This is a genomic window from Rhodoluna sp. (genome assembly GCF_044232805.1).
Classification (GTDB): Bacteria; Actinomycetota; Actinomycetes; order Actinomycetales; family Microbacteriaceae; genus Rhodoluna.
In genome coordinates this window covers 1-24,342 of record NZ_JBIILG010000003.1, presented here as the reverse complement: position 1 = coordinate 24,342, position 24,342 = coordinate 1, and the positions used below count along the sequence as shown (strand labels likewise).

The following is a 24,342-nucleotide window of genomic DNA, read 5'->3' as shown; positions in this document are numbered from 1 at the left end:
GTTTTTAGCCTTGCGCCTTTGTGATGTAGTTCACAGCGTCACCAACGGTAAGAAGGTTCTTTACCTCGTCGTCTGGAATCTTTACATCAAACTTGTCTTCGGCGTTGACGACAATTGTCATCATTGAAATTGAGTCAATGTCTAGATCGTCAGTAAATGACTTGTCTAGCTGTACAGCATCGTTAGCGATACCGGTTTCGTCGTTTACGATCTCTGCTAGTCCGCTAAGTACTTCTGCTGCAGAAAGTGCCATTTTTTGTCTCCTAGTTGTTTGATTGACCGATTGTAAGTTTAGGGCACAACCACTACTTGAGCCCCGTAGGCTAAACCAGCCCCGAAGCCTATTTGTAGCGCTAGATCACCAGATTTAATGCGACCTTCGGCCATAAGGGCGTGCATGGCCAGTGGGATGCTGGCAGCTGAGGTGTTACCGGTTGTAATGATGTCCTTTGCGACAACCACTGATTCAGGTAGGGCTAACTGCTTAGCCATTTCGTCAATGATGCGCTCGTTGGCCTGGTGGGTAACCAGAGCAGCTAGATCTTCTGGTTTTACTCCCGCAATCTCAAGAGTTTGTTTGGCTACTTTTACCATTTCCCAAACAGCCCAGCGGAAAACACTTTGACCTTCTTGAACAAGGGTAGGCCAGCTTCCGGTGCCATCGCGGAAATCAAGCAGGGACCCCGTCATACCGACGGCTTCCCATTTGGACCCATCGGAGCCCCAAACGCTTTTTGAAATTCCTGGTGAATCCGATGGCCCAACAATTGCAGCTCCGGCTCCATCGCCTAGCAAAAAAGAGATTGATCTATCGGTTGGGTCGACGAAATCGCTGAGCTTCTCGCCGCCAACCACCAGAACAAATTTGGCAGTTCCTGATCTAACCAGTGAATCTGCTTGAGCAATGCCGTAGCAGTAACCGGCACAAGCAGCTGAAATATCAAAGGCCGGCGCTGGATTAGCCCCAACCAGCTCCGCCAGCAGCGATGCGGCTGAAGGAGTTTGATAAGGGTGAGTGATGGTGGAAAAAATCACAGCTTCGATCTCGGCTGGCTTGATACCTGCTTTTTTAATTGCCTCGTTGCTTGCTTCAACGGCCATGTCCATCAAGGATCTATCCTTGCTAGCGCGCATTCTGGTCACGATGCCAGTTCGTTGTCTAATCCACTCATCGGATGAGTTGATTGGTCCGGCAACGTCATCGTTGGTGACCGTCAGGTCCCCTCGAGATGCCCCGAGAGAGTAAATCTTGGAGAAAGCAATTGTTTCGGCCTGATTTAGCTTCGCCATTTCTAAACCTGCTCTCTGACAAATGCGACGGCCTTTTCAAGATCTTCTGGAGACTTCAGGGCCAAGGTGGCAACTCCCGGCATTGCTCGCTTCGCTATTCCAGTCAGGGTACCGCCTGGCAAAAGCTCTATAACAGCGCTGACGCCATCGGACACCATCGAATCCATGGTCAAATCCCATCTCACTGGGTTAGAAACTTGATTTATCAGTAGCTCCAAAAACTTATCTCCGCTGTCAACTCTTGCTCCATCGCTATTGGACCAAAGTAGCAGTTTGGGGTTTTCAGTTCTGATTGAACTCGCCAAAGAACCAAGCTCAACTTTGGCAGTTTCCATAAACGCTGTGTGAAAAGCACCTGCTACCGCCAAGCCAACTACGCGGGTTCCTGGCGGGGGAGAGGCAAGAAGTTCTTGAATTTTCGCAGAAGAGCCCGCAGCGACTATTTGACCTTTGCCGTTGTAGTTCGCTGCGAAGAGCCCCAAGTTAGATAAATGATCAAGAACTATTTCTTGTTCGCCGCCAACCACCGCTGCCATTGAGCTTGCTTCGAGAGTTGCTGCCTGAGCCATTTGCTCACCTCTTGCTTTAACGAACTTGAGCGCAGCTTCTGTCTCCAATACTCCAGCAATGTTTGCTGCCGCTATTTCACCTACCGAGTGACCTGCAACACCAGAAAATTCTGCCTTGTTACCAATAGCATCTAGTAACACTGCGTAACTTGCAATTGACGAAGCAACAATAAGCGGCTGGGCAATTTTGGTGTCCTTGATTGTCTCAGGGTCAGCTTCGGTTCCAAAGTGAATCAGGTCCATTTCAAGAATTGCGGAGTACTTTTCAATTTCTTGCTTGAAAGATTCAAGCTCTAACCACGGAGACAGAAAGCCTGGCGTTTGGGCCCCTTGACCGGGGCACGTTAGAGCAATCAAGATTCTCTCGATTTCATGGTTGGCTCAGGCTCATTCATTTTTCCCAGCAGGGTTGCAACCTGCAAAACAAAGGACTCTCTGGCACCGGTGGCATCCCAGCCGATTAGCTCAGAGATTTTCTTGAGGCGATAGCGGACGGTGTTGCTGTGAACAAACATCTCTCTGGCAGTTAGCTCAAGTGAGCGACCAGTTTCTAGGTAAGTCACGAGGGTATCGAGCAAGTCGGGGGAGTTTTTTCTAAGAGGCTGGTAGATCTTGTTTATCAGCGTCGTCTTTGCCAACATGTCGCCAGCGAGTGCTCTCTCAGCCAGGAGATCATCGGCTGAGGTAGGCCTCGGAGCTTTGTTCCAAGCTCCAACCACAGAGAAGCCAGAAAGAGCCGAACGAGCTGATTTGTGCGCATCGGTGATCGAAGGAACCTCGGAACCAACCACTATCGGCCCGTCAGTGAAGCTATTCGCTAATCCACTACACAGCGCAAAAAGCGTTGGAGTTTTTGCAGGGTCCAGATTCTCCTCTGGTACTTGACCAACCACAACAATCAGTCGATCACCGTGGATGCCAACCAGGACGTCCGCGCCACTTCTTCTTGCTTCTCTTCGTAAGTTGTCAACATCGGTATTCTGATCCGAGCCACCGATCATTACTGCAACCGCGCCACGTGCTCTCCACCCAAGAGCGGAAACTCTGGAAGAAAGCTCTTCTTCATTTTCACCACTGAGAATACTGTCAACTACCAGAGCTTCTAGCCTGGCATCCCAAAGACCTCGGGCTTCTGCAGCCTTGGCGTAAACATCGGCTGCACTAAAAGCAATCTCCCTGGAATAGAGAAGAACAGCTTCGCGAAGCTCGCTGTGCTCTTGAACCACTCGATCTTCAACAACTTGTACTACCACGCGAATAAGTTGCAATGTTTCTTGCAAAGATATCGATCGAAGTAGTTCTCTTGGAGCAGTTGAGAAAACATCGGCCGCAACCCAGGGCTGCGATGTTGGATCTTCGTACCAGGCAAGAAAAGAGGTGATGCCAGCTTGCGCTACAAGTCCAACGGCAGATCTTCTGGCAGCTGGCATCTTGGAGTACCACGGGAGAGTCTTATCAAGACGAGCTAATGTGGTGGTTGCTAATTCTCCAGCGATGGATTGCAACCACTCAAGGGTTTCGTCCTTAGGCTTCGCCACCGGCAGTTCCGCTTGTTCCTGCGTTTACGTTGTGCAATTGGTATCGATCGATGGCTAGTTGCAACACCGAATGGTCTAGCTCGCCGCGAGCTACAAGTTGCTGCAATGATCGCACCACAATAGATGGTCCATCGATCTTGAATTCACGTCTAGCAGCTGGCCTGGTGTCTGAGAAACCGAAACCATCAGCTCCCAAAGTCGCATAGTCACCTGGAACCCAAGCACGAATCTGGTCTGGAACAGCGTGCATGTAATCGCTTACTCCAATAAATGGCCCTGAAGCGTTCTGCAGCTTCTTGGTTAGGTACGCCGGCTCAATTTCATTGTTTGGGTAGAGGAACCTCTCGCGGTCCTTGTCCAGGCCATCACGTCGAAGCTCGGTCCAGCTCGTTACTGACCAAATGTCAGCAGAGACTCCCCAGTCCTTTGCTAGCAGCTCCTGAGCCTCGTAGGCCCAAGGAAGGGCAACCCCGGAAGCAAGAATCTGCACTTTGCGACCCGGAGCTTGGTTTTCACTTACGCGGTGAATTCCGCGCAGAATTCCATCGACGTCCGCGTTTTCTGGCTCCGCTGGCTGAACGTAAGGTTCGTTATAAACAGTTAGGTAGTAAATAACGTTTGGATCTTTATGTTTTTCGCCATACATGCGCTCAAGTCCTGCTTGCATGATGTGACCAATTTCATATCCGTAGGCCGGGTCGTAGCTAATCACCGCGGTGTTAGTTGATGCCAGTAGCGGCGAGTGGCCATCGGCGTGCTGCAAACCCTCACCAGTTAGAGTGGTGCGACCTGCGGTCGCGCCAATCATAAAGCCCCTAGTCATTTGATCAGTCGCTGCCCAAATAGCATCGGCCGTGCGCTGGAATCCAAACATCGAATAGAAAACGTAAATGGGAATCATCGGCTGGCCCTGAGTTGCGTAGCTTGATCCAACAGCTGTGAAGGCAGCTACCGATCCCGCTTCATTAATTCCGGTGTGCAGTATCTGGCCAGTCTCTGACTCTTTGTAGTTCAGCAGTAGATCGCGGTCGACTGATAAGTAATGCATTCCAGCAGGGTTATAAATCTTTGCGGTTGGAAAGAATGCATCCATTCCAAATGTTCTTGCCTCGTCAGGAATGATTGGAACAATTCTTGGACCAAGTTCTGAAGATCGCAGAAGATCTTTGAGCAATCTCACGAACGCCATGGTTGTGGCAACCTCTTGAGTTCCAGAGCCAGCCTTTGCGATGTCATAAGTTTTGTTTTCTGGCAAAGCGAAGCTCACATACTTGCTTCTTCTTTCTGGAAGGTACCCACCTAATTCGCGACGACGCTCATGCATGTATTGGATCTCTGGAGTTGAATCGCTCGGCTTGTAATACGGAGGTTGGTATGGATCGCGCTCTAGCTCGGCGTCAGAGATTGGAATGTGAGTCTCATCGCGGAACTGCTTTAGATCAGCCAGGGTTAGCTTCTTCATCTGGTGAGTTGCGTTTCGACCCTCGAAGGTCTTGCCAAGGGTGTAACCCTTGATGGTCTTGGCGATTATTACCGTCGGTTGACCCTTGTGCTCGGTTGCGGACTTGTAGGCAGCGTAGATCTTCTTGTAGTCGTGGCCACCTCGTCTTAGACCCCAAAGCTGGTCGTCGGTCATCGACTCGACCATCTTGGCGGTTCTTGGGTCGCGGCCAAAGAAGTTTTCTCTTACAAAAGCCCCAGACTCGGTTTTGTAGGTTTGGTAGTCACCATCGGGGGTTCTGTTCATTAAATCTACAAGTGCACCTTCAGTGTCTGCGTTTAGCAGTGGATCCCACTCACGACCCCAGATGACCTTGATGACGTTCCAGCCGGCACCTCTAAAGAATGACTCGAGCTCCTGAATAATCTTTCCGTTACCTCTAACTGGGCCATCCAGGCGCTGCAGGTTGGCGTTAACAACGAAAGTTAGGTTGTCTAGACCGTCGTTGGCGGCAAGTTGCAGTGCACCGCGGCTTTCAACCTCGTCAAGCTCGCCGTCTCCAAGGAAGGCCCAAACGTGCTGGGCAGAAGTGTCACGGAAGTTGCGATTATGCAGGTAGCGGTTGAACTGCGCTTGGTAAATCGCATTTATCGGCCCAAGCCCCATCGAAACTGTTGGGAACTGCCAAAACTCTGGCATAAGCCTAGGGTGTGGGTAAGAAGAGAGTCCTCCGCCTGGGTGAGATTTCTCCTGACGGAAACCATTTAGCTGGTTTTCGGAAAGCCTGCCTTCCAAAAATGCTCTGGCATAAGGACCGGGGGAGGCGTGACCTTGAACAAATATTTGATCGCCGCCGGACGGGTGATCTTGACCTTTAAAGAAGTGATTGAAACCAACTTCATATAAAGAAGCAGAGGAAGCAAAAGTTGAGATATGCCCACCGACCGCAATTCCTGGGCGTTGAGCTCGGTGCACCAGCATCGCTGCGTTCCAGCGCATCCAAGAACGGTATGTTCTTTCGATTTTTTCATCACCTGGAAAAGCTGGTTCGTCTTCTGGGGAAATCGTGTTTATGTAATCGGTAGTTGGCACTAGCGGAACATTAAGCTGCAGTTCGTGAGAGCGTCTAAGAAGATTGAGCATTAACTCTCTGGCGCGACCGCGACCGCGGGTTGCTGACGCCTGAGAAAGAGATTCCAGCCACTCGGAGGTTTCCTGAGGATCCATGTCTGGATTGGAAACTGCGTAGGCGTCATTGTTGTTAATTGACAATGAAATCCTTTCTAAAAAGAGTCTTCGCTAATGTTTTTTGACAGCGAACCATTTAGGGCTCTGGATAGGGCCAATATGAAGTTTACCTATTCAAGATGGGGTTATTTGAACCCAATACCAGGGCCTACTATTGAACCAAGTGTTTAAACCAAGGAGATGAAATGGCTGCAGAAGTAGGCGAAAAGGCCCCAGATTTTGAGCTAAATAACCAACACGGGGAGCCAGTGAAGCTTTCCTCTTATATCGGCAAGAAGCCAGTGGTGCTGGTTTTCTACCCACTATCGTTCTCGGGCACCTGCACAGGAGAGCTTTGCGAGCTGAGGGACAACATTTCTATGTTTGAGTCAGCGGACACTGAGCTTTTGGCTATTTCTGTGGACTCGAAATACACCCAGAAGATCTTTGCTGACCAGGAGGGCTACAAGTTTCAGGTGTTAGCCGACTTTTGGCCACACGGCGGCGTTGCAAAGCAATACGGGGTCTTCATGGAAGAAGCTGGCATTGCAAAGCGCGGCACCTTCTTGATTGATAAAGAAGGCGTAATTCAGGCCAAGTTTGTCAACGGCCCTGGCGAAGCCAGGGACCTAGGAAGCTACAAAGAGGCTCTAGCGGCTTTGTAGTAGAGTTTTGTAGTTGCCTTACGGCGCATGTTTGAGGGCCTTTAGCTCAGTTGGTAGAGCGCCACGTTTACACCGTGGATGTCATCGGTTCGAGCCCGGTAGGGCCCACAGATAGCGAGTCAGGATACCCCGGCGTTAGGATTTGGTCATGGAATCTCCAACACCCCCAACTCCTCGTGCCATGTCAGATGACGCGCTAAACGCCGAGGTAATGAGGTTGCAGTCTCAACCGGATGGCCTAATGGCTGCCATGGCTCTAATCGAAGCCCAAAACCTATTGAGGCAGCAAGATTCCTTCGCTTATTCACAGTGGCAACTTCAAGAGCAAATGAAAGCTGCCTCTGCGCCTGTAGAAGTTCGCGAGCCGGAGCCTAAAGCTGCAGAACCCGTCGTTACTCCTGCCGCAGTCGCGCCACCTGTTTCCCCAGGAACTTCAGTAGCGGAAGAATCAAGCGTTGATGAAATCGTTGCGGTTCTAAACAGTAACTATGCCAATTCTGACAACGAGGGGCCCGCTCCCTTGTTGCCGCCAGTACCAGCTTTAGCACCTGCAAGCAAAAAAATCAGTTTCGATCAGCTAATTTCTGGCGAAGAAGAATCGGTTGCCGATTTGTTGCCTAACCCCGCAGACACTTCTGTTCAACCAGAGCTAGCTGAAGATGAAGACGAAGCCCAGGTTATTGGGGTAACTAGAACTAAAACATCCGCTGCACTGAGTTGGTCGTGGATCTCGATAGCTTCTTCACCTTTGGTTTTGGTCCTAGCTGCGTTCCTTAAAGAATCCGGCACGTCTTTGTCGCAGTCCCTTGTTGTGATGTCTGGACTCATTGTTACAACAGCTGTTTTAGCTGGCATTGGATCGGTTGCCGCTAAGCGTGGCTCAAACCCAATAGGGGTGGTAGCCAGAGCCGCGTTTGGGGTTTGGGGTAACGTGTTGCCGGCAATTGCAATGCTTCTTGTCAAGATCATTTGGTCCATTGCACTATTGATTTTTGCGGTGAGAATTTTGTCTCCGCTATTAGCCAGTCAGCCTTGGTTTGCAGCTATTAGTTCGCAGTTTGTATTTCCGGCAGAATTTACGGCCTTGATGCTAACCACAGTTCCGATGGTCATGATTTCAGCTTTGGTTGCCGGATTTGGCGGCATAGCCATGCTTCGGTCCCAGCAAATAGCAGGAGCCTTCTCGCTAATTGGAATTTTGGGCATTGGCTACTACGTCTTTTCAACCAACTCAATTCTTGATCTACAGCAAGGCGAGTTGCTTGGAGCGCCGGCGCTTATAGACCTATCGATCTTTAGCTTTATGCTTTTTGGCTTCACTGTCTTTTCGCAAAGCGGTGACTTCGCCAGGAAGCTTCCGGTTGAAACCCCTGGAGCAAAGATTTTCTTCCTTTCTTTTGTGTCAACTCTGTTTATTCCTCTTGCCGTAGGAGTAATGGGAGTGCTTTGGATATTCATGGCCGAAGAAAGCTTTGGGCTGTTACTAACCGATCAATTGATTCCAACCATCGCTGCAGCGGCTCCTATTTGGGTCTTTATTGGATTTGTAGTTGCGGTAGGGCTGTCGGTGCTGCAGCTATTGGCAAACTCGATCTATTCTCTGGCAGGTGCCTTAGCGTCAGTCGGGGCAAAACTTCCTGGAGCAGTTTCTGTATTGCTACTTTCCATTGTTTTGCTGGCCGGAACATTGGTTTCCAGCATGCTGCTAGCAACATCTTCCGTGCTTGCGTTGCTAATTGAATTGCTGCTTTTAGTTTCGGTGGTTGCGGCCTCATACAGCGGAATTGTGGTGGCTGATGCCCTGATACGCTCACGTGATTACCACGAGGTTTCGCTCACTCGAGACTATGGTTTCTACGGTCGATTCAACTTCGCTAACCTCATCGGATTTATCTTGGCTGTAGCGCTTGGTTTTGGATACCTGAATGGAACCGGACTTCTCTCGTCCTGGACCGGTTACCTAGGTGATTTCACACCAGCAATTTTTGATGTAGCAGGTTCCAACATTGGCATTGCAATGGCCTTTGGTCTTGCTATCTTGTTTCCGGTTTTGTTTGGAATACCAAGAATCAAAAACCAAGAAACTAAGGTCGTAGAGTTGGATGAGCGCCGAGAGGAACTCAAGGAATACCTAGACACGGCTAACTAGGCGAATGACAGTAAAGCTATCTAAACTTCTTTCGGCATTCGAAACTCTCTGGCCACACTCCGGTGCTGACGAGTGGGACCAAGTCGGACTTGCCTGTGGCTCAGCGAATCAAGAAGTGGACAGCGTCCTTTTGTGCGTCGACCCAACACTTGCTGTTTTGCAGGAGGCCAAAGCCAAAAAATGCCAATTGGTAATTTCCCACCACCCACTTCTTCTTGAGGGTGTCCACACCGTTGCAGAAGGCGAACTAAAAGGCGACATTCTTTCTTTTGCAATTACTAATTCAATTGCCCTTTTTTCCGCACACACCAATGCAGACATTGTGCCCGGCGGAGTATCCGATGTCTTGGCCAGCAAGATCGGCATCAAAAACAGCGTCCCGCTAGTTGCCACTACAGCTGACTCTGGCCACGGCAGAATCGGCAATCTAGATCAAGCGATAACTGTGCGTGAACTAGCTCAAAAAATCAACGAGATACTGCCCGCTACCTACGCCCCAATTCGAGTGGCTGGAAATGCAACAGCGAGAGTTTCTAGGGTTGCCGTTGTTGGCGGCTCTGGGGCAAGTTTTCTTCCAGATGCAATCAGTGCAGGAGCCGAGTGTTTTGTAACAAGCGATCTAAAGCATCACGTGAGCCTGGATGCTGTTACCGACCAAGCTCAGAGCATTAGCCTTATCGACATCTCTCACTTCGCAGCGGAAAGCCTCTGGCTCGCGCCGGCTGCGGCGCAACTTGCACAACAAGTGCCGGGTGTCGAGTTTTTGGTTAGTGAAGAAAACACCGACCCATGGTCGCTAACGATCCCAGGAAAGTTAGCATGATTGCGAGCTTGGCCGATCAAAAGCAGCTGTTAGCTATCGCATCACACGATGTCGAGCTGGCAAGAATTTCAAATTCGCGAAAGCAAGCCCAGGCCGAGGCTGAGCTTGATTCAGCTTCCTCCGAAACCTTGCGGTTATCAGATTTACTGATTGACGCCAGGAATGCAGTCGGTGAACTTGAGATGGAACTTAGTAGAGCCGAGGCTGATCTTGAGCTAGTAGCTAATCGAATTGCTAAAGATAACAAGCAGCTTTCTTCAACGAGTTCGGCCAAAGACGCTCAGGGAATAGAGCATGAACTTGTCACTTTAGGCACCAGAAAAACTGAGCTCGAGGATGCGGAACTACAGATCATGGAGCTTTTGGAAGCGGCCCAGCAGGGTCATGAAAAGCTAAAGCAAGAAAAGCAAGCGGCCGATGCCACCTTGGCAGCTTTGCAGCAGAGAATTTCCTCAGAGCTGGCTGATCTTGGAGCTCAGGCAGAAAGAGTTCAGTCTGAGCGTCGAAACGTTATGACCGGAATTGATCAAGAGCTTGCGGCTACTTACGAGCGAAAATACAGTCGAGGGGTTGCAGTTGGAAGATTGACGGGCAGAGATTGTGGGGCTTGCAGGCTCTCCATTACGGCAACTAGCTTTGAGGAGCTCATGGCCCTGCCTGCCGAAGAACTAGCCGAATGCCCAAACTGCCAAGCCTTCCTGGTGCGCTCATGAAACTAATCATTGAAGCCGACGGTGGCTCAAGAGGAAATCCTGGAATGAGCGGTGCCGGAGCGGTCGTTATCGACGCGGCAAGCGGCAACATTGTTCGAGAGATATCCGAAGCCGTAGGAATAGCAACCAACAACGTTGCTGAATACTCGGCTTTGATCTTTGCCCTTGAGGCAGCGTTTGAGATTGACCCTGCTGCAGAGATTGTGGTTCGGATGGATTCCAAACTTGTTGTCGAGCAGATGAGTGGTCGCTGGAAGATCAAACACCCCGACATGCTTTCCTTAGGTGCAAGAGTCCAGCAGCTCATTGCGGGGAAAGACGTTGAGTTTGTGTGGATTCCGAGAGAGCAGAATGTTTTAGCCGACGCACTAGCCAACAAGGCTATGGATGGTGAACCCGCCCCAACTGCAGCCGCGGGGGAGTTTAATCATGTTGCCCCCTCATCGATTCGTGCCCCACAAACTTCGGTAGTCGAAGCCACCACTTTGATCATGGTCAGACACGGTAGGACTGCGCTCACCGAATCAAGGAAAATCTCCGGGGGAGACGGCGAGAACCCAGATCTTTCCGAGCTTGGCAACAAAGACGCTATCGAGGTTGCAATTGAGCTCGCGAGAGTTGGAAGCTCAGGAGCGTTTAGCTTTTTGGCCAAGCCAGTTGCGGTAATACATTCGCCCATTAAGCGCGCAGCGCAGACCGCTACCAAGATTGCTCAGAAGTTAGGCGCTGAGCAAGTTGAGCTAGCTGATCTTAGAGAAATTGGCTTTGGTGACTGGGATGGTCTAACCAACGAAGAGTTATTCGTGGGGCACGAGAAGCAGTATCAGGCTTGGCGAGGTTCCTACGATGTTGCACCGCCGAGGGGGGAATCACTCAAAGACTTTGATGTTCGGGTCAATCGAAGCCTAGATTTCATACTTGATAAATTCGCCGGTAAGACCGTGGTTGTGGTGGCTCACGTGATGCCAATTAGGGGACTACTTCGCATCGCAAACGACGCCTCGGTTGCTGGGTATTGGCGGGTAGATCTTGGCCCTGCATCGATTTCGATTGCACGTTTCTGGGGCCGAGAGGGCGCCGAGATAGTCTGCGTGAATTCAACTTCGCATTTATCTTCTTGACCACGCTGGCTAGACTTGTTTCTGGATGGGTCGGCAAGACGGTCGCGGCAGTTTACTGACGAGGAACGTCCGGGCTCCAAAGAGCAAAATGGTGGGTAACGCCCACCCGGGGTAACCCGAGAGATAGTGCAACAGAAAGCAAACCGCCGAGTAATCGGTAAGGGTGAAACGGTGGTGTAAGAGACCACCAGCGACTCAAGTGATTGAGTCGGCTAGGTAAACCTCATTTGGAGCAAGACCAAACAGTGAACGCTTGAGGGCTGCTCGCCCAAGTTCACGGGTAGGTCGCTTGAGACGTTGGGCAACTAACGTCCTAGATAGATGACCGTCACTTTGAAAAAAGGACAAAACCCGGCGTAATAGCCGGCCCATCCACTTAATCCTTGCTGTGACGCTTCGCCGCAAAGTAAGCGGCGCCAATGATTCCAGCGTTATTTTTGGATCTTGCAGCCACAATCTCAACGTCAGACTCTATCAAGTGCAGAAAACTCTCGTGTTCTTTAGAAACTCCACCGCCGATGATAATCAAGTCAGGGTAGAACAAGCGGTTAAGGCGGTCAAAGTACTTTGAAAGGATCTTTGCCCACTGCTCAAAGCTGAGATCATCCCTTGCTTTTGCCGAATAAGCAGCCTTGGTCTCGTAATCGACTCCGTCGATTTCGATGTGACCGAGCTCGGTGTTTGGGATCAACTTACCGTTCATAAAAAGTGCGGTACCGATGCCGGTTCCTAACGTACACATCAGCACAAGCCCCTTACGGTCTTGGCCTGCGCCGAATTTGATTTCGGCTACTCCTGCGGCATCAGCATCGTTTAGCATTACAACCTCGGTGCCAAGAGCTTTTGAAAAAAGCTTGCCAGCCTGAAACCCAATCCACTCGTTTGATACGTTAGCGGCAGAGAGAGTTACACCGTTTTTTACAGGCGCAGGGAAACATATTCCAATGGGAGTATTTTTCGGGGCATTAATCTGCTTCACTAGCTTGATAACAAGCTCGACAACACTTGCGGGATTTCCTCCATCAGGAGTATCAAAGCGCAATCTCTCTGTGACTAACTCACCTTTTTTGAGATTTACTAACGCACCTTTGATACCGGTTCCACCGATATCTATGCCGATTGCGTTTTTCATAACTTTCTCATTTTAGGGCAGAGTGAGAATCTGAGCTCCAGATTCGGTCACGACCAATGTGTGTTCAAACTGTGCGGTGATGGACTTGTCCTTGGTGGCAACCGTCCAGCCATCTGGCCACATGTCCCACTCGTGAGTGCCGAGGGTAAGCATTGGCTCAATGGTGAATACCATCCCAACTTCCATGGTGTTCGAATATAGCGGCGCAGCGTCGTAGTGAGGAATAACGAGGCCGGAATGAAACGCTTCACCGATACCGTGACCGGTAAAGTCTCGAACAACTCCGTAGCCAAATCGCTTTGCGTAGGACTCGATTGTTCTGCCAATTACGTTGATCGGGCGCCCGGGCATAACAGAGGCGATTGCTCGGTCGAGTGACTCTTTGGTTCTGTCAACAAGCAAGGACACTTCTTCGGAAACCTTGCCAACTTTGAAAGTTTGATTACTGTCACCGTGGAAACCATCAAGATAGGCAGTGACGTCAATGTTGACGATGTCTCCATCTTGGATCTCCAGATCATCAGGAATTCCGTGGCAAATTATTTCGTTCACTGAAGTGCAGCAGGATTTAGGGAATCCGCGGTAGCCCAAAGTTGATGGGTAGGCCCCATTTGAAATCAAAAAATCGTGCACGATAACATCGAGCTCGTTTGTGCTCATACCGACTTTGATGCTGCTTCCAGCTAATTCAATCGCCTGCGAGGCGAGCTTTCCAGCAGTTCGGATCTTTTCTATCTGGTCTGCTGATTTAATATGACCGCCGGTCCATTCGGCGGGAGCTTTCTTGCCCACATATTCTGGTTTGACAATGTTATTTGGCACCGAGAGGGCTCTTGACACCACTCCAGGCGTTAGTGAACCAGATACGTTATCGCGAGGCATTTATCCAGTCTATTCAACGCTCCCCGCTAGGCTCACTTGGTAGGAGGCCAGAATGTCTGAGGCTGCGAAGTATTGGTTCAACACAAAAACCAAACAAGTTGAGTTCGGGCTCAAAAGCTCTTCTCTTGATCGAATCGGACCTTTTGAGACCGAGAAAGAAGCAGCAAACGCCGAAGAGATTGTGAGATCGCGGGCTAAGCAATGGCTCGAGGAAGAAAAGCTCGACGACTAGTTATCGAACGAGTGTTCCTTGCCAGGAAACTCACCAGAGATAACCTCAGCCCGATAGTTACTTGCCGCTTTGGCAAGATCACTTCTTAGGTCTGTGTACTGCTTTACGAATTTTCTTGTTCCGCTAGAAAGCCCAGCAAAATCCTGCCACACCAGTATCTGGCCATCTGTTCCGTTACCGGCTCCGATACCAATGGTTGGAACTGATAACTTCTGTGTTAGCTCTTTAGCCAAATCAGCTGGCACCATTTCTAGAACTATCGCGAATACACCAGCTTCCTGTAAAGCCAGCGCATCTTTTTCTAGGTTTGCTGCATCATCGCCTCTGCCTTGAACTTTGAAACCTCCAAGAGCGTGAACCGATTGCGGTGTGAAACCAAGATGTCCCATCACTGGAATGCCTGCCGCAACAATTGCTTTTACCTGCGGGGCACGGTCAGATCCACCCTCGAGCTTGACTGCTTCCGCGCCAGAGCGTTTCATCATTGAGATAGCGTTTTCTAACGCCTGAGAGGCAGATACTTCGTAAGAGCCAAAGGGCATGTCGATTACCACAAGGGCTCGCTTAGTCGCAGAACTCACGCCTTTTCCAAAGCTGATCATCTCTTCAACAGTTACCTCGAGAGTGCTGTCGTGACCCAAAACTGTGTTGCCGGCGGAGTCACCGACCAGGATGAGTTCAATTCCAGCTTGATCAAAGATTTCAGCAGTGGTGGCGTCGTAGCTGGTTAGGCAAGAAAACTTTGTTCCGGACGCCTTTAGTTCGGCTAGCGAACTAGTTCGCACTTTCTTGATTTCGCCTGCCAAGACAACTCCTACTTAGACCAACGGGTGATTGGAAGCCTTCGTTCTCGCCCAAAGGCAAGTTTAGTAATTCTTGGACCTATCGCACTCTGTCTTCTCTTCCATTCAGAGGCACTGACTAAACGAATAACCGACTCAACGGTAGTGGCATCTAAACCTTGAGCAATAATCTCTGATTCAGACATTCTCTGTTCGATGTGTAGTTCAAGGATTCGATCTAGCACCGCATAATCAGGCAGCGAGTCTTGATCTAGCTGATCTGGACGAAGTTCAGCCGATGGCGGCTTACTAATTGACGCTTCAGGGATCGGGGGAGTATTGCCTTGTTTGGTTGCTAATTCGTTGCGGTATCTAGCAAGGTCCCAAACGAGTGTCTTTTCAACGTCCTTTATCGGCGCGTAGCCACCAGCGGCATCACCATAGATAGTGGAATAACCAACCGCGAGTTCTGTCTTGTTGCCAGTTGAGAGCAGCAAGTGCCCATAGGTATTTGATTTGGCCATGAGAACTACCGCTCGAATTCTTGCCTGCAGATTTTCAGCAGCAAGGCCTTGAAGCTTTAGTTTCTCCACAAACTGTTGAACGTAGGGCTCAATTGGCTCAGTTGAATAAACAAGGCCGGTGTTTTTTGCAAGCAACGCCGCGTCAGATAGCGAATGATCTGATGAGTATTTGCTCGGTAGCGATACCCCTAATACATTTTTGGAACCAATCGCATCAACTGCGATCGCTGCACAAACTGCTGAGTCAATTCCACCCGAAAGACCCAGCACAACTGATTTGAAGCCGTTCTTTTGAACATAATCGCGCACTCCTAGAACCAAAGCATTCCAGACCTGCGCCAAATCGGTTTGGGCTTTGGTGGATTCAGTAACTGGCTTGATTGAGTTCTTGGTTTCAATTTCGACAACCAATAGATCGGTATCAAATTGCTTAGCACGAGTAATTTCTTTGCCGGCAGCATCAATTAGGAAGCTATTGCCATCAAAGACCAGATCGTCCTGACCACCAACCAGGTTCACGTAGGCAACAGCAGTGGATTGCTTGGAGGCTAGCTGCGAAACCAACTCAAACCTGGTATCTGTCTTGGAGCGTTCAAAAGGGGAGCCATTAAGCACCAGAGTTAGATCGACATTGTGGCCGGCTATTTGGGAAACCGGTCCGCCAGTTTGCCAAATGTCTTCGCATATCACCGTTGCAAAACGAAGGCCATCAATTTCAAAGGTGAGTAGTTGATCGCCTGGAACAAAGACTCGATACTCGTCAAATACCGAGTAGTTCGGAAGGTGATGCTTGGCGTAGCTTGCTTGCACAGTGCCATCAAAAATCAAGCTTGCACAGTTTTGTCCGATAGCCCAAGAGGTAGGGTTTTTGGCTAGCGCGGGATGGCCAACGACCACGCGAATGTGCCCTTGGCCGCGCTTGGCAAGTTCCTTCGCGAGGTTTTCCAGGGCCTTACCGGAGTCATTAAGGAAGTCTTTGCTGAGGGCGAGATCCTCAATCGGGTAGCCAGTTAGCGCGAGCTCTGGAAACAGCACCAAGTGCGCACCTAAGTCTTGGGCCTGCTGAACTTTTTCTAGAATCTGCGCACTATTTCCCGCAAGGTCACCCACAGTCGGGTTTATCTGGGCCATAGCTAGGCGAAGAGCGGGCATAAGTATTAGCCTAGTAGCAGGCAAGGAAGAGGTTTTTCATGGATAAGCAGCGCGATTTTGTGCTCCGGACAATCGAAGAGCGAGGCGTTAAGTTCGTTCGCCTTTGGTTCACCGATGTTGCTGGAACTCTCAAAATGGTCGCCGTTGCTCCTGCCGAAGTTGAAGGAGCGTTCGCCGAAGGCTTGGGTTTTGATGGCTCTGCAATCGAGGGACTCTCAAGAGCATATGAAGCCGATATGTTGGCGGCTCCAGATCCATCAACTTTCCAGATTCTTCCTTGGCGAGGAGACGTAGACCCGACCGCAAGAATGTTCTGCGACATTATGACTCCAGATGGTCAACCGGCCGCAGCCGACCCAAGAAACGTTTTGCGCAGGGCACTGGCTAAAGCCAGCGACCTAGGCTTCTCTTTTTACATTCACCCTGAGATTGAGTTCTATCTTCTGAAGTCATCTCAGATTGGTCCAGAAGGCCCAATTCCGGTCGATAACGCCGGTTACTTCGACAACGTTCCAGGCGGCACAGCGCATAACTTCCGAAGAAGAGCTGTAACCATGCTCGAGCAGCTGGGTATCTCCGTTGAGTTCAGCCACCACGAGGGTGGTCCTGGTCAAAATGAAATCGATCTTCGTTACGCCGATGCGCTAACCATGGCAGATAACATCATGACATTTAGAACTGTTATCAAAGAGGTTGCCATCGAGCAGGGCGTTTATGCCACCTTCATGCCTAAGCCTTTCACCGAGCATCCAGGATCTGGAATGCACACCCACATGTCCCTATTCGAAGGTGACACCAACGCATTCTTCGACGCCAGTGGGCAGTATCGGTTATCTAAAGTCGGTCGTCAGTTCATGGCTGGATTATTGCGCCACGCTCCTGAGATCACCGCGGTTACTAACCAGTATGTGAACTCCTATAAGCGCCTTTGGGGAGGAGGCGAAGCCCCTAGCTTTGTTTGCTGGGGCCATAACAACAGATCAGCTTTGATTCGCGTTCCGCTATACAAGCCAGACAAGGGCCAGTCTTCTCGAATTGAGTATCGAGCCATTGACTCGGCAGCAAACCCATACCTTGCCTACGCACTTCTACTTGCGGCAGGACTCAAGGGCATCGAAAATGAGTATGAATTACCGGCGGAGACCGAAGACAACGTTTGGAACCTAACCGACTCGGAGCGTCGAGCTATGGGAATCGAACCCCTGCCACAGTCTCTGGATCATGCAATTCGAAAGTTTGAAGAGTCGGAACTAGCTGCAGAAACTCTCGGCGAGCAAGTATTTAGCCACATGCTCGCCAACAAGAGAGCGGAGTGGGCTGCATATAGAACTCAGGTCACCCCATTTGAACTAAAGCGGAATCTAGAAACTCTTTAGTAGCTAATGGCCCGAGAGCGCAGCACCGGATTATCTGAGCTTGCTGGCTCTGGCTTTATCGAACTAGACCAAGCTCAGCAGAAACTTGCCTCGGTTTCAGAGCAACTAGGTTTAAGCGAATCAAAGCTTCTTGAACCAATCGGTAGCACCCAAGATCCCGACCAGTGCCTCGAGCTACTTGTTCGTCTAACCCGGGACAACAGCCCAAAAATAAAATCTATCTCAGCGAATCAGGCAGCTTTTGGGCGGCTATGCAAAGTCCTTGGAGCTTCAGTTGGGCTATTTGAATTCCTAGCTCGAGAGCCAGCCTCGCTTGACTTGTTTATGCAAGAGCCAGCATTACCGACCGCACATTCATCTCTTGTTGCACTTACCAAAGCTGCCATAGGTGTTTCACCTATAAGGATTGCCTATCGGCAACAGCTTCTAAAAATTGCAATCTTTGACGTCAGCTCGCAAGATCCAGCAGGCCAAATCGGCGCCGTTTCCGAAGCACTGGCGGATTTGGCAGCAGCAGCAATTGAAGCAGGACTCATTCTTGCTAAGACAGAACTCTCAAATGAGTTAAACCAAGTTCATTTTCCAAAGCAGGATATTGCCAACACCCGCATTGCGGTTATTGGCATGGGTAAATGTGGTGCGCGGGAATTGAACTACATATCGGACGTTGATGTCATCTACGTGGCTGAGCCAGCCTCTAGTGCTATCGAAACTGATAGGGCGCTTGAGATTGCGACCAAGGTTTGCTCTCGGATGATGCGAATAATGGATGAGGCAGACTCGGAACCAGCGCTTTGGCAAGTCGATGCCAACTTGCGGCCTGAGGGTAAAGCTGGCGCTTTAGTTAGATCTCTTGATTCACACAAAACCTACTACGAGAGATGGGCTGAGAGCTGGGAGTTTCAAGCTCTCTTGAAGGCAAGGCCAATTGCTGGTGATACTGAGCTGGGTGATGAATACTTGGCGGTGACCCAGCCAATGGTTTGGGAATCTACCGCGCGCGATAACTTTGTTGAATCAGTTCAGCGTATGAGACAGCTTGTAACTGACAATATTCCAATCAGCGAAGTGGATGCTCAGATCAAGCTCGGCCCCGGAGGCCTAAGGGATATTGAGTTTACGGTTCAACTGCTGCAGTTAGTTCATGGAAGAACCGATAGCTCACTTCGAGCAAGAGACACCCTTGGAGCGATAGACGCCTTAGCAACTGGCGGCTACATCGCCAGAGAAGACGGCAAGCGCTTTAGTGATCACTATCGCTTTCTTAGACTCCTTGAGCACCGGATCCAGCTAAGTCAGCTAAGACGCACCCATCTGATGCCAGCTGATGAGCATGCCAGAAGAGCAATTGCCAGATCGCTGTCGTTGGAGCTAAGCGCCAAGAATCTAATCGAGAGGTGGGAAGCGGTAAAGCTCGAAGTTCGTGATTTGCACCAGCAACTTTTTTATAGACCGCTGCTGAGCGCGGTTTCAGGGCTGAGCCAAGAAGATCTTGAGCTAACCAGCGCTCAGGCACAAGATCGACTTGGCGCAATTGGTTTTCAAGATTCTCGCAATGCTCTAGCGCACATCACCGCTTTAACTTCTGGTTTGTCTAGGCGAGCAGCGATTCAAAGACAACTTCTTCCAGTGTTGCTGCAGTGGTTTGCCGACGGCACTGACCCAGATGCCGCACTTTTGGCCTTTAGAAGATTGAGTGAGGACCTAGGGGACTCTCACTGGTACCTTCGGATGCTTCGTGACTCATCAGGGGCAGCTAAGCGAATGACGCAAGTGTTTTCAACAAGCAGGTTGGCAACAGCTTTGTTTGAACGAATGCCAGAAGCTGCAGCCTGGTTTGAACGCGAAGAAGAGCTTTTGCCTCAAAAGTTGGATCAATTACTCGGCCAATGCCAAGCAATCATATCCCGTCATGAAGACCCTGATTTGGCCGCAGCCAGCATCAAGGCTATTCGTCGAAAAGAAACCCTACGGGTCGCAATCGGATTCGTTATCGGTGCACTCGATCTTGATGCGTCTTCGAAGGGCCTATCTGACATAACTGAGGCGTATCTATTGAGCATGCAAGAACTTGCTGCCGGCTCGATGCGTGCAAAACTTGGGAACCTTAGCCAGGAGCTTGCAATAGTTGCCATGGGCCGATTTGGGGGAGCAGAGCTTGGGTTTGGCTCCGACGCCGATGTGATGTTCGTCTACAAACCCACAGTCGCCGATGTCAACTTAGCCCAATCAGAGGCTCAAGAGCTAGTTTCTGAGATTCGAAGACTTTGCTCTGATCAGATTCTTGAGTTTGAGCTTGATCTGGATCTTCGGCCAGAAGGTAAAAACGGACCCATTGTTAGATCGATTGATTCCTATGCCAGTTACTATCAGCGTTGGGCGGGTACCTGGGAGTCTCAGGCTCTTCTTCGAGCACGAATAATTTCAGGAGAGGAATCAGTAAAGGCGGAGTTTGTTTCGCTGATTGATCGCTATCGCTATCCAGAACAAATGGAAGAAGCTGCGGTTATTGAAATAAGAAGAATCAAGGCCAGAGTCGAAGTAGAAAGGCTTCCACTAGGCGCTGACCCAATGAGGCATCTAAAGCTTGGAAGAGGTTCCATTAGCGATGTTGAGTGGTTAGTGCAGCTACTTCAACTAAAAAATGGCTTTGCTAATCCGAGTCTGCAGACACCCCATACTTTGCAAGCGCTTGATCAGCTAGAGCTAGCCGAAATCGTTCAAGCATCGGATGCAATTGTGCTCAAGCAGGCTTGGCAGCTATCTTCTGCCATTCGCTCTGCAGTTATGCTGGCGCAGAACAAGCGAACAGATGTTTTACCAACCGACCGTCAGCAATTGGAATCTATTGCCAGGTTGCTTGAGTATCCTCGTGGCGGAGCGACGGCACTGGAGCAAAATTACTTAGCCACTACTCGACGAGCTAGAGCGGTGTTTGAGAAACTGTTCTACGACTAAACGCCGTAGTAAAGCTCAAACTCGTAAGGGTGCGGGCGAAGCGCCAAAGGCGCGATTTCTTTTTCTCTCTTGTAAGAAATCCAAGTTTCGATTAGATCCTTGGTAAATACATCACCTGCAAGCAAGTAGTCATGATCTGCCTCTAGCGCCTGCAGAACCTCTTCTAGGGTTCCTGGAACCTGTGGGATCAGCTTTGCTTCCTCTGGCGGCAATTCGTATAGGTCCTTGTCCACTGGCTCGTGTGGCTCAATGCGGCTCTTGATGCCATCAAGGCCGGCCATTAGCATCGCTGCGAAGGCCAGGTACGGGTTTGAGGAAGCGTCTGGCGCGCGGAACTCAATGCGCTTAGCTTTCGGGTTGGTTCCAGTCATTGGAATACGAATTGCAGCTGATCTGTTTCCAGCGGAGTAAACAAGGTTCACCGGAGCTTCGAAACCAGGCACTAGGCGGTGGTAAGAGTTAACGCTCGGGTTGGTGAATGCAAGCAAGCTTGGTGCGTGCTTTAGGATTCCACCGATGTACCAGCGAGCCATGTCGCTTAGTCCACCGTAGCCACTCTCGTCGTAGAACAATGGCTTGCCGTCTTTCCAAAGTGACTGATGAACGTGCATACCTGAACCGTTGTCGCCAAACAGTGGCTTTGGCATAAACGTTGCGGTCTTGCCAAATGAGTGAGCAACGTTTTTCACAATGTACTTGAACTTCAAGATGTCATCGCCTGCGTGAAGAAGGGTGTCAAAGCGGTAGTTGATTTCACCCTGACCTGCGGTGCCAACTTCATGGTGGCTTCGCTCAACAGACAATCCGGCAGCTTCTAGTTCGAGCACGATCTGGTCACGAATGTCTGCGTGCTGATCTACTGGAGAAACTGGGAAGTAGCCGCCCTTGTAAGGAGTCTTGTTAGCCAAGTTTCCGCCGGACTCTTCGCGGCCTGAGTTCCAAGCAGCCTCGGAGCTATCGATGAAGTGGTAGGCGGTGTTCGCCTTAACTTCGTAACGAACATCGTCGAAGATGAAAAATTCTGCTTCTGGAGCAAAGAACGCAGTGTCTGCAATACCGGTAGTAGAAAGGTAAGCCTGCGCTTTCTTGGCAACCTGACGAGGATCACGGCTGTAGATCTCACCAGTTCTCGGGTTGTAAATATCAAAGATCATATTCAGTGTCTTCTCAACTCGGAAGGCATCCAAATAGGCGGTTGTTACATCAGGTATTAGCTGCATGTCTGATTCATGGATGGAAGCAAAGCCCCTAATTGAAGAGCCATCAAAGAGTTGACCGTCAACAAAGAACTGTTGGTCGATCATGGCAGCTGGAAGGTTGAAGTGCTGTTGCACACCAGGCAGATCTGTAAATCGAACGTCTAGAAACTTTACGTCGTTGTCTTTGATGTACTTGACTACTTCTGCTGCGGTTTTGAACATTAGAGATCCCTTCAAATCAACTGGTTATAGACAAATCTTAGCTAGCTAGATGTTTCAAGCAGTTTTTGGAATGTTTCGGGAATGTAAAATCTACATTCTCCGGCCGGCACGCATCCGGTTAGGGTCTATGCCCTTCGGGATCGGTATGTTCAGGCCTAGGCCGGCAAGCCGCTTGTTGACCACGGATATTTCTGCTCGGCTAAGGGTCTTTTCGAGCTTGTAAATGGCCTTGGTCAAGGCATACAGCGGCACTGAACCTGGTTGGTCATTTACCGAAAGCACGGACACGGTTACACCAGGAATAGCCCTTGAGACCTTGCGCTTCTCGTCCTCGACTATCTGCCTTAGGCGCGCTGAGCTTCCTTCGCCGATTAGAACAACTCCAGCTCGTCCTACAGCTCGATAGACAGCGTCTCGGGATTTAGGGTCCACCGCTACTGGCATATCACTTGTCGAGTAGCCGCGCTTTAGAGTCGCACTAAGTACTGCCGCCACCGCCCCCGGCTGACCAGAAATTCTCATGAACGCAGCGCGTTCTGCTCTTCTGGAGAGCACACCCAGCGCCAAAAGCATGGAGAAAAGCACGGTCGATACCGACCAGAGGAATATCGACAGCGGTGAGTCCATAAAGAACAGCAAGATAATTACGATTCCAGCTGCCATGGGACCAACAAAGGAAAGAATTCCAAGTGGAACAAAGTTCTTATCAGCCTTGGCAGTTAACTTATAGACCTGCCACAATTGTCTGATTCTGCCTGGCTCTTTTTTAACCTTCGGCTTTTTCTCTGCCATTATTTCCTTCTTGTTATGCAACAGCCTGCGAGAAGCCATCTCTTGCTGCAGCTTCTGCTAGGTGTTGGAGATTCTCTGGAACTGGAAGACCTTTTTTATTCATCGATTGAGCCCATAGTCTGCCCGCACGGTAGGAAGATCTAACTAGTGGACCGCTGAGTACACCTAAGTAACCAAGCTTCTCCGCTTCATTTTTCAGCTCAACAAACTCCTGCGGCTTTACCCAGCGCGAAACTGGGTGGTGCTTTGGAGTTGGTCGCAAATACTGGGTAATAGTCAAGATGTCAGTTCCTGCATCATGCAAATCTTTCATGGCTTGGGAGATCTCTTCAATGGTTTCACCCATTCCAAGGATCAAGTTTGACTTTGTTACGAGGCCATATTCTCTTGCCTGAGTGATTACATCTAGCGACCTCTCGTAGCTGAAAGCCGGGCGAATCTCTTTGAAAATGCGCGGAACTGTTTCTACGTTATGAGCGAAGACCTCAGGCTTGGCGTCAAAAACTTTCTTTAGTAAAAGCGGGTTACCTGAGAAGTCAGGAACCAAAATCTCAACGCCGGTGCCCGGAGATTTTTTGTGTATTTGCTTGATGGTCTCGGCGTAGAGCCAAGCACCCTCATCTGGAAGATCATCTCTTGCAACTCCGGTAACGGTCGCATAGCGAAGCTGCATTTGCTTTACCGAAACTGCCACACGTCGTGGCTCATCAGGATCGAATGCCACTGGCTTTCCAGTGTCGATCTGACAAAAATCGCAACGCCTGGTGCACTGCGAGCCACCAATCAAGAAAGTCGCTTCGCGATCTTCCCAGCACTCGTAGATGTTTGGGCAGCCCGCTTCTTGGCAAACGGTGTTTAGATTCTCGGACTTGACAAGTTTTTGCATGGCCTGATACTCAGGACCCATTTTTGCAACTGTTCTAATCCATTCGGGCTTACGTTCGATCGGGATAGCCGAGTTGCGAGCCTCGATGCGAAGCATCTTCTTGGCAGGCTTTTCGCCTTGTTCTATCTGGCTCATAGGACAACTTTAGCAATGTCGGTAAGCCTGATTCTTACTCGCTCAGCGGCCATAGCCGGGGTGACCAAAGTGCCAGTTAGTTCGGTAATCGAGCTGGTCCCAGCGTCATCAATTCCACAGGCCACGATGTGATCGTAGGCCTCCATTGAGTTGGAGCAGTTCAAGGCAAAGCCGTGCATGGCTACCCGCTCGGAGACTCTGATGCCAATAGCAGCGACTTTCAAATGGGTGTCACCGGTTGGAGCCCAAACTCCCGAGCGGCCTGCCACCCGCTCAGTGGCTAATCCAAAATCGCTACAGACATCAATTAGCACTTGCTCGAGAAAGCGCACGTAACCCACCACATCAAAAGGCTCTGGGAGTCTCATAATCGGGTAGCCAACCAACTGACCAGGGCCATGCCAGGTGAGCTTTCCTCCACGGTCAACCTCGATGACCTCGGTGCCATCATCTGGTCGTTCGGAGTCTTCAGTTCTTTTGCCCGCTGTATATACGCTGCTGTGCTCGAGCAAAATGACAGTATCGGGCCTTGAC

The 24,342-nt window shown here is 50.1% G+C and carries 21 protein-coding genes, 1 tRNA gene and 1 other RNA gene; 10 read left to right on the top strand and 13 right to left on the bottom strand.

Annotated features, from left to right (window positions below):
- Positions 1 to 4: 4 nt before the first annotated feature.
- From AC9UES_RS01005 to aceE, 5 genes are read right to left on the bottom strand one after another with little or no spacing between them, the layout of a single operon-like run.
- Positions 5 to 253 carry an acyl carrier protein gene (locus tag AC9UES_RS01005; RefSeq protein ID WP_509523987.1) on the bottom strand — a complete coding sequence of 83 codons (249 nt, stop codon included), beginning with the start codon at positions 251 to 253 and terminating at the stop codon, positions 5 to 7.
- A 38-nt stretch (positions 254 to 291) separates the two neighbouring features.
- Positions 292 to 1,290, bottom strand: coding sequence for a beta-ketoacyl-ACP synthase III (locus AC9UES_RS01000; RefSeq protein ID WP_509525799.1), 999 nt, complete (start codon positions 1,288 to 1,290; stop codon positions 292 to 294).
- Positions 1,291 to 1,292: 2 nt separating this feature from the next.
- The gene (locus tag AC9UES_RS00995) at positions 1,293 to 2,216 is read right to left on the bottom strand and encodes an ACP S-malonyltransferase (protein ID WP_509525796.1); all 924 of its coding nucleotides are present in this window, start codon (positions 2,214 to 2,216) and stop codon (positions 1,293 to 1,295) included.
- Positions 2,213 to 3,397, bottom strand: a complete 1,185-nt coding sequence (locus AC9UES_RS00990) for a PucR family transcriptional regulator (RefSeq protein WP_509525793.1) — start codon at positions 3,395 to 3,397, stop codon at positions 2,213 to 2,215. The genes AC9UES_RS00995 and AC9UES_RS00990 overlap by 4 nt, the downstream gene beginning before the upstream one ends.
- Positions 3,384 to 6,065: a pyruvate dehydrogenase (acetyl-transferring), homodimeric type gene (gene aceE, locus AC9UES_RS00985; protein ID WP_509525915.1), complete on the bottom strand. Its 2,682-nt coding sequence runs from the start codon at positions 6,063 to 6,065 to the stop codon at positions 3,384 to 3,386. The genes AC9UES_RS00990 and aceE overlap by 14 nt, the downstream gene beginning before the upstream one ends.
- Positions 6,066 to 6,271: 206 nt before the next feature.
- On the opposite strand from aceE, the gene AC9UES_RS00980 reads away from it, so the two are divergent.
- From AC9UES_RS00980 to rnpB, 7 genes are all read left to right on the top strand, one after another.
- Positions 6,272 to 6,730: a peroxiredoxin gene (locus tag AC9UES_RS00980; protein ID WP_509525790.1), complete on the top strand. Its 459-nt coding sequence runs from the start codon at positions 6,272 to 6,274 to the stop codon at positions 6,728 to 6,730.
- A 35-nt stretch (positions 6,731 to 6,765) separates the two neighbouring features.
- A tRNA-Val gene (locus AC9UES_RS00975) sits at positions 6,766 to 6,838 on the top strand.
- A 40-nt stretch (positions 6,839 to 6,878) separates the two neighbouring features.
- Positions 6,879 to 8,879 carry a cytosine permease gene (locus AC9UES_RS00970; protein WP_509525787.1) on the top strand — a complete coding sequence of 667 codons (2,001 nt, stop codon included), beginning with the start codon at positions 6,879 to 6,881 and terminating at the stop codon, positions 8,877 to 8,879.
- A 4-nt stretch (positions 8,880 to 8,883) separates the two neighbouring features.
- Positions 8,884 to 9,702 carry a Nif3-like dinuclear metal center hexameric protein gene (locus tag AC9UES_RS00965; RefSeq protein WP_509525784.1) on the top strand — a complete coding sequence of 273 codons (819 nt, stop codon included), beginning with the start codon at positions 8,884 to 8,886 and terminating at the stop codon, positions 9,700 to 9,702.
- Positions 9,699 to 10,415 carry a zinc ribbon domain-containing protein gene (locus tag AC9UES_RS00960; RefSeq protein ID WP_509525781.1) on the top strand — a complete coding sequence of 239 codons (717 nt, stop codon included), beginning with the start codon at positions 9,699 to 9,701 and terminating at the stop codon, positions 10,413 to 10,415. Before AC9UES_RS00965 ends, AC9UES_RS00960 begins: the two co-directional genes overlap by 4 nt.
- On the top strand, positions 10,379 to 11,536 hold the full coding sequence (locus tag AC9UES_RS00955) for a bifunctional RNase H/acid phosphatase (RefSeq protein ID WP_509525778.1): 1,158 nt from the start codon (positions 10,379 to 10,381) through the stop codon (positions 11,534 to 11,536). Before AC9UES_RS00960 ends, AC9UES_RS00955 begins: the two co-directional genes overlap by 37 nt.
- 26 nt (positions 11,537 to 11,562) lie before the next feature.
- Positions 11,563 to 11,911: RNase P RNA component class A (rnpB, locus tag AC9UES_RS00950), an RNA gene on the top strand.
- Position 11,912: 1 nt separating this feature from the next.
- Here the strand turns inward: rnpB and ppgK are convergent.
- A complete protein-coding gene (gene ppgK, locus AC9UES_RS00945) occupies positions 11,913 to 12,668 on the bottom strand; it encodes a polyphosphate--glucose phosphotransferase (protein WP_509525775.1) in 756 nt (251 codons plus the stop codon).
- Between the two features lie 12 nt (positions 12,669 to 12,680).
- The gene (map, locus tag AC9UES_RS00940) at positions 12,681 to 13,550 is read right to left on the bottom strand and encodes a type I methionyl aminopeptidase (protein ID WP_509525772.1); all 870 of its coding nucleotides are present in this window, start codon (positions 13,548 to 13,550) and stop codon (positions 12,681 to 12,683) included.
- 52 nt (positions 13,551 to 13,602) lie between these two features.
- Here map and AC9UES_RS00935 point away from each other — a divergent pair, with 52 nt between their 5' ends.
- Complete coding sequence (locus tag AC9UES_RS00935) at positions 13,603 to 13,782, top strand: SPOR domain-containing protein (RefSeq protein WP_509525769.1); 180 nt, start codon at positions 13,603 to 13,605, stop codon at positions 13,780 to 13,782.
- Here the strand turns inward: AC9UES_RS00935 and panB are convergent.
- Together panB and AC9UES_RS00925 are read right to left on the bottom strand one after the other, a co-directional pair.
- Positions 13,779 to 14,588 carry a 3-methyl-2-oxobutanoate hydroxymethyltransferase gene (gene panB, locus AC9UES_RS00930; RefSeq protein WP_509525766.1) on the bottom strand — a complete coding sequence of 270 codons (810 nt, stop codon included), beginning with the start codon at positions 14,586 to 14,588 and terminating at the stop codon, positions 13,779 to 13,781. The genes AC9UES_RS00935 and panB overlap by 4 nt on opposite strands.
- Positions 14,589 to 14,596: 8 nt before the next feature.
- Positions 14,597 to 16,240, bottom strand: a complete 1,644-nt coding sequence (locus tag AC9UES_RS00925; protein WP_509525763.1) for an NAD+ synthase — start codon at positions 16,238 to 16,240, stop codon at positions 14,597 to 14,599.
- 38 nt (positions 16,241 to 16,278) lie between these two features.
- On the opposite strand from AC9UES_RS00925, the gene glnA (AC9UES_RS00920) reads away from it, so the two are divergent.
- Together glnA (AC9UES_RS00920) and AC9UES_RS00915 are read left to right on the top strand one after the other, a co-directional pair.
- A complete protein-coding gene (gene glnA, locus AC9UES_RS00920) occupies positions 16,279 to 17,616 on the top strand; it encodes a type I glutamate--ammonia ligase (RefSeq protein WP_509524023.1) in 1,338 nt (445 codons plus the stop codon).
- Positions 17,617 to 17,622: 6 nt separating this feature from the next.
- The gene (locus tag AC9UES_RS00915; RefSeq protein ID WP_509525760.1) at positions 17,623 to 20,574 is read left to right on the top strand and encodes a bifunctional [glutamine synthetase] adenylyltransferase/[glutamine synthetase]-adenylyl-L-tyrosine phosphorylase; all 2,952 of its coding nucleotides are present in this window, start codon (positions 17,623 to 17,625) and stop codon (positions 20,572 to 20,574) included.
- On the opposite strand, the gene glnA (AC9UES_RS00910) is transcribed toward AC9UES_RS00915, so the two are convergent.
- The 4 genes from glnA (AC9UES_RS00910) to lipB form a co-directional block, all read right to left on the bottom strand.
- Positions 20,571 to 21,995 (bottom strand): type I glutamate--ammonia ligase, encoded by a 1,425-nt coding sequence (glnA, locus tag AC9UES_RS00910; RefSeq protein ID WP_509525757.1) that lies wholly within the window; start codon positions 21,993 to 21,995, stop codon positions 20,571 to 20,573. The two genes, AC9UES_RS00915 and glnA (AC9UES_RS00910), sit on opposite strands and share 4 nt — an antisense overlap.
- A gap of 90 nt (positions 21,996 to 22,085) precedes the next feature.
- A complete protein-coding gene (locus AC9UES_RS00905; protein ID WP_509525754.1) occupies positions 22,086 to 22,787 on the bottom strand; it encodes a DUF4191 domain-containing protein in 702 nt (233 codons plus the stop codon).
- Between the two features lie 13 nt (positions 22,788 to 22,800).
- Entirely contained in the window at positions 22,801 to 23,808 is a 1,008-nt protein-coding gene (gene lipA, locus AC9UES_RS00900; protein WP_509525752.1) for a lipoyl synthase, read from the bottom strand.
- Positions 23,805 to 24,342, bottom strand: a 538-nt coding sequence (gene lipB, locus AC9UES_RS00895; RefSeq protein WP_509525750.1) for a lipoyl(octanoyl) transferase LipB, incomplete at its 5' end; no start/stop codon positions are given. The genes lipA and lipB, both read right to left, overlap by 4 nt.

Coding starts and splice junctions, on each gene's coding strand:
- AC9UES_RS01005 (WP_509523987.1), bottom strand. CDS start 253: ATGGCACTTTCTGCAGCAGAAGTACTTAGCGGACTAGCAGAGATCGTA.
- AC9UES_RS01000 (WP_509525799.1), bottom strand. CDS start 1,290: ATGGCGAAGCTAAATCAGGCCGAAACAATTGCTTTCTCCAAGATTTAC.
- aceE (WP_509525915.1), bottom strand. CDS start 6,065: ATGGATCCTCAGGAAACCTCCGAGTGGCTGGAATCTCTTTCTCAGGCG.
- AC9UES_RS00980 (WP_509525790.1), top strand. CDS start 6,272: ATGGCTGCAGAAGTAGGCGAAAAGGCCCCAGATTTTGAGCTAAATAAC.
- AC9UES_RS00970 (WP_509525787.1), top strand. CDS start 6,879: ATGGAATCTCCAACACCCCCAACTCCTCGTGCCATGTCAGATGACGCG.
- AC9UES_RS00965 (WP_509525784.1), top strand. CDS start 8,884: ATGACAGTAAAGCTATCTAAACTTCTTTCGGCATTCGAAACTCTCTGG.
- AC9UES_RS00960 (WP_509525781.1), top strand. CDS start 9,699: ATGATTGCGAGCTTGGCCGATCAAAAGCAGCTGTTAGCTATCGCATCA.
- AC9UES_RS00955 (WP_509525778.1), top strand. CDS start 10,379: ATGCCCAAACTGCCAAGCCTTCCTGGTGCGCTCATGAAACTAATCATT.
- ppgK (WP_509525775.1), bottom strand. CDS start 12,668: ATGAAAAACGCAATCGGCATAGATATCGGTGGAACCGGTATCAAAGGT.
- map (WP_509525772.1), bottom strand. CDS start 13,550: ATGCCTCGCGATAACGTATCTGGTTCACTAACGCCTGGAGTGGTGTCA.
- AC9UES_RS00935 (WP_509525769.1), top strand. CDS start 13,603: ATGTCTGAGGCTGCGAAGTATTGGTTCAACACAAAAACCAAACAAGTT.
- AC9UES_RS00925 (WP_509525763.1), bottom strand. CDS start 16,240: ATGCCCGCTCTTCGCCTAGCTATGGCCCAGATAAACCCGACTGTGGGT.
- glnA (WP_509524023.1), top strand. CDS start 16,279: ATGGATAAGCAGCGCGATTTTGTGCTCCGGACAATCGAAGAGCGAGGC.
- AC9UES_RS00915 (WP_509525760.1), top strand. CDS start 17,623: ATGGCCCGAGAGCGCAGCACCGGATTATCTGAGCTTGCTGGCTCTGGC.
- glnA (WP_509525757.1), bottom strand. CDS start 21,995: ATGTTCAAAACCGCAGCAGAAGTAGTCAAGTACATCAAAGACAACGAC.
- AC9UES_RS00905 (WP_509525754.1), bottom strand. CDS start 22,787: ATGGCAGAGAAAAAGCCGAAGGTTAAAAAAGAGCCAGGCAGAATCAGA.
- lipA (WP_509525752.1), bottom strand. CDS start 23,808: ATGAGCCAGATAGAACAAGGCGAAAAGCCTGCCAAGAAGATGCTTCGC.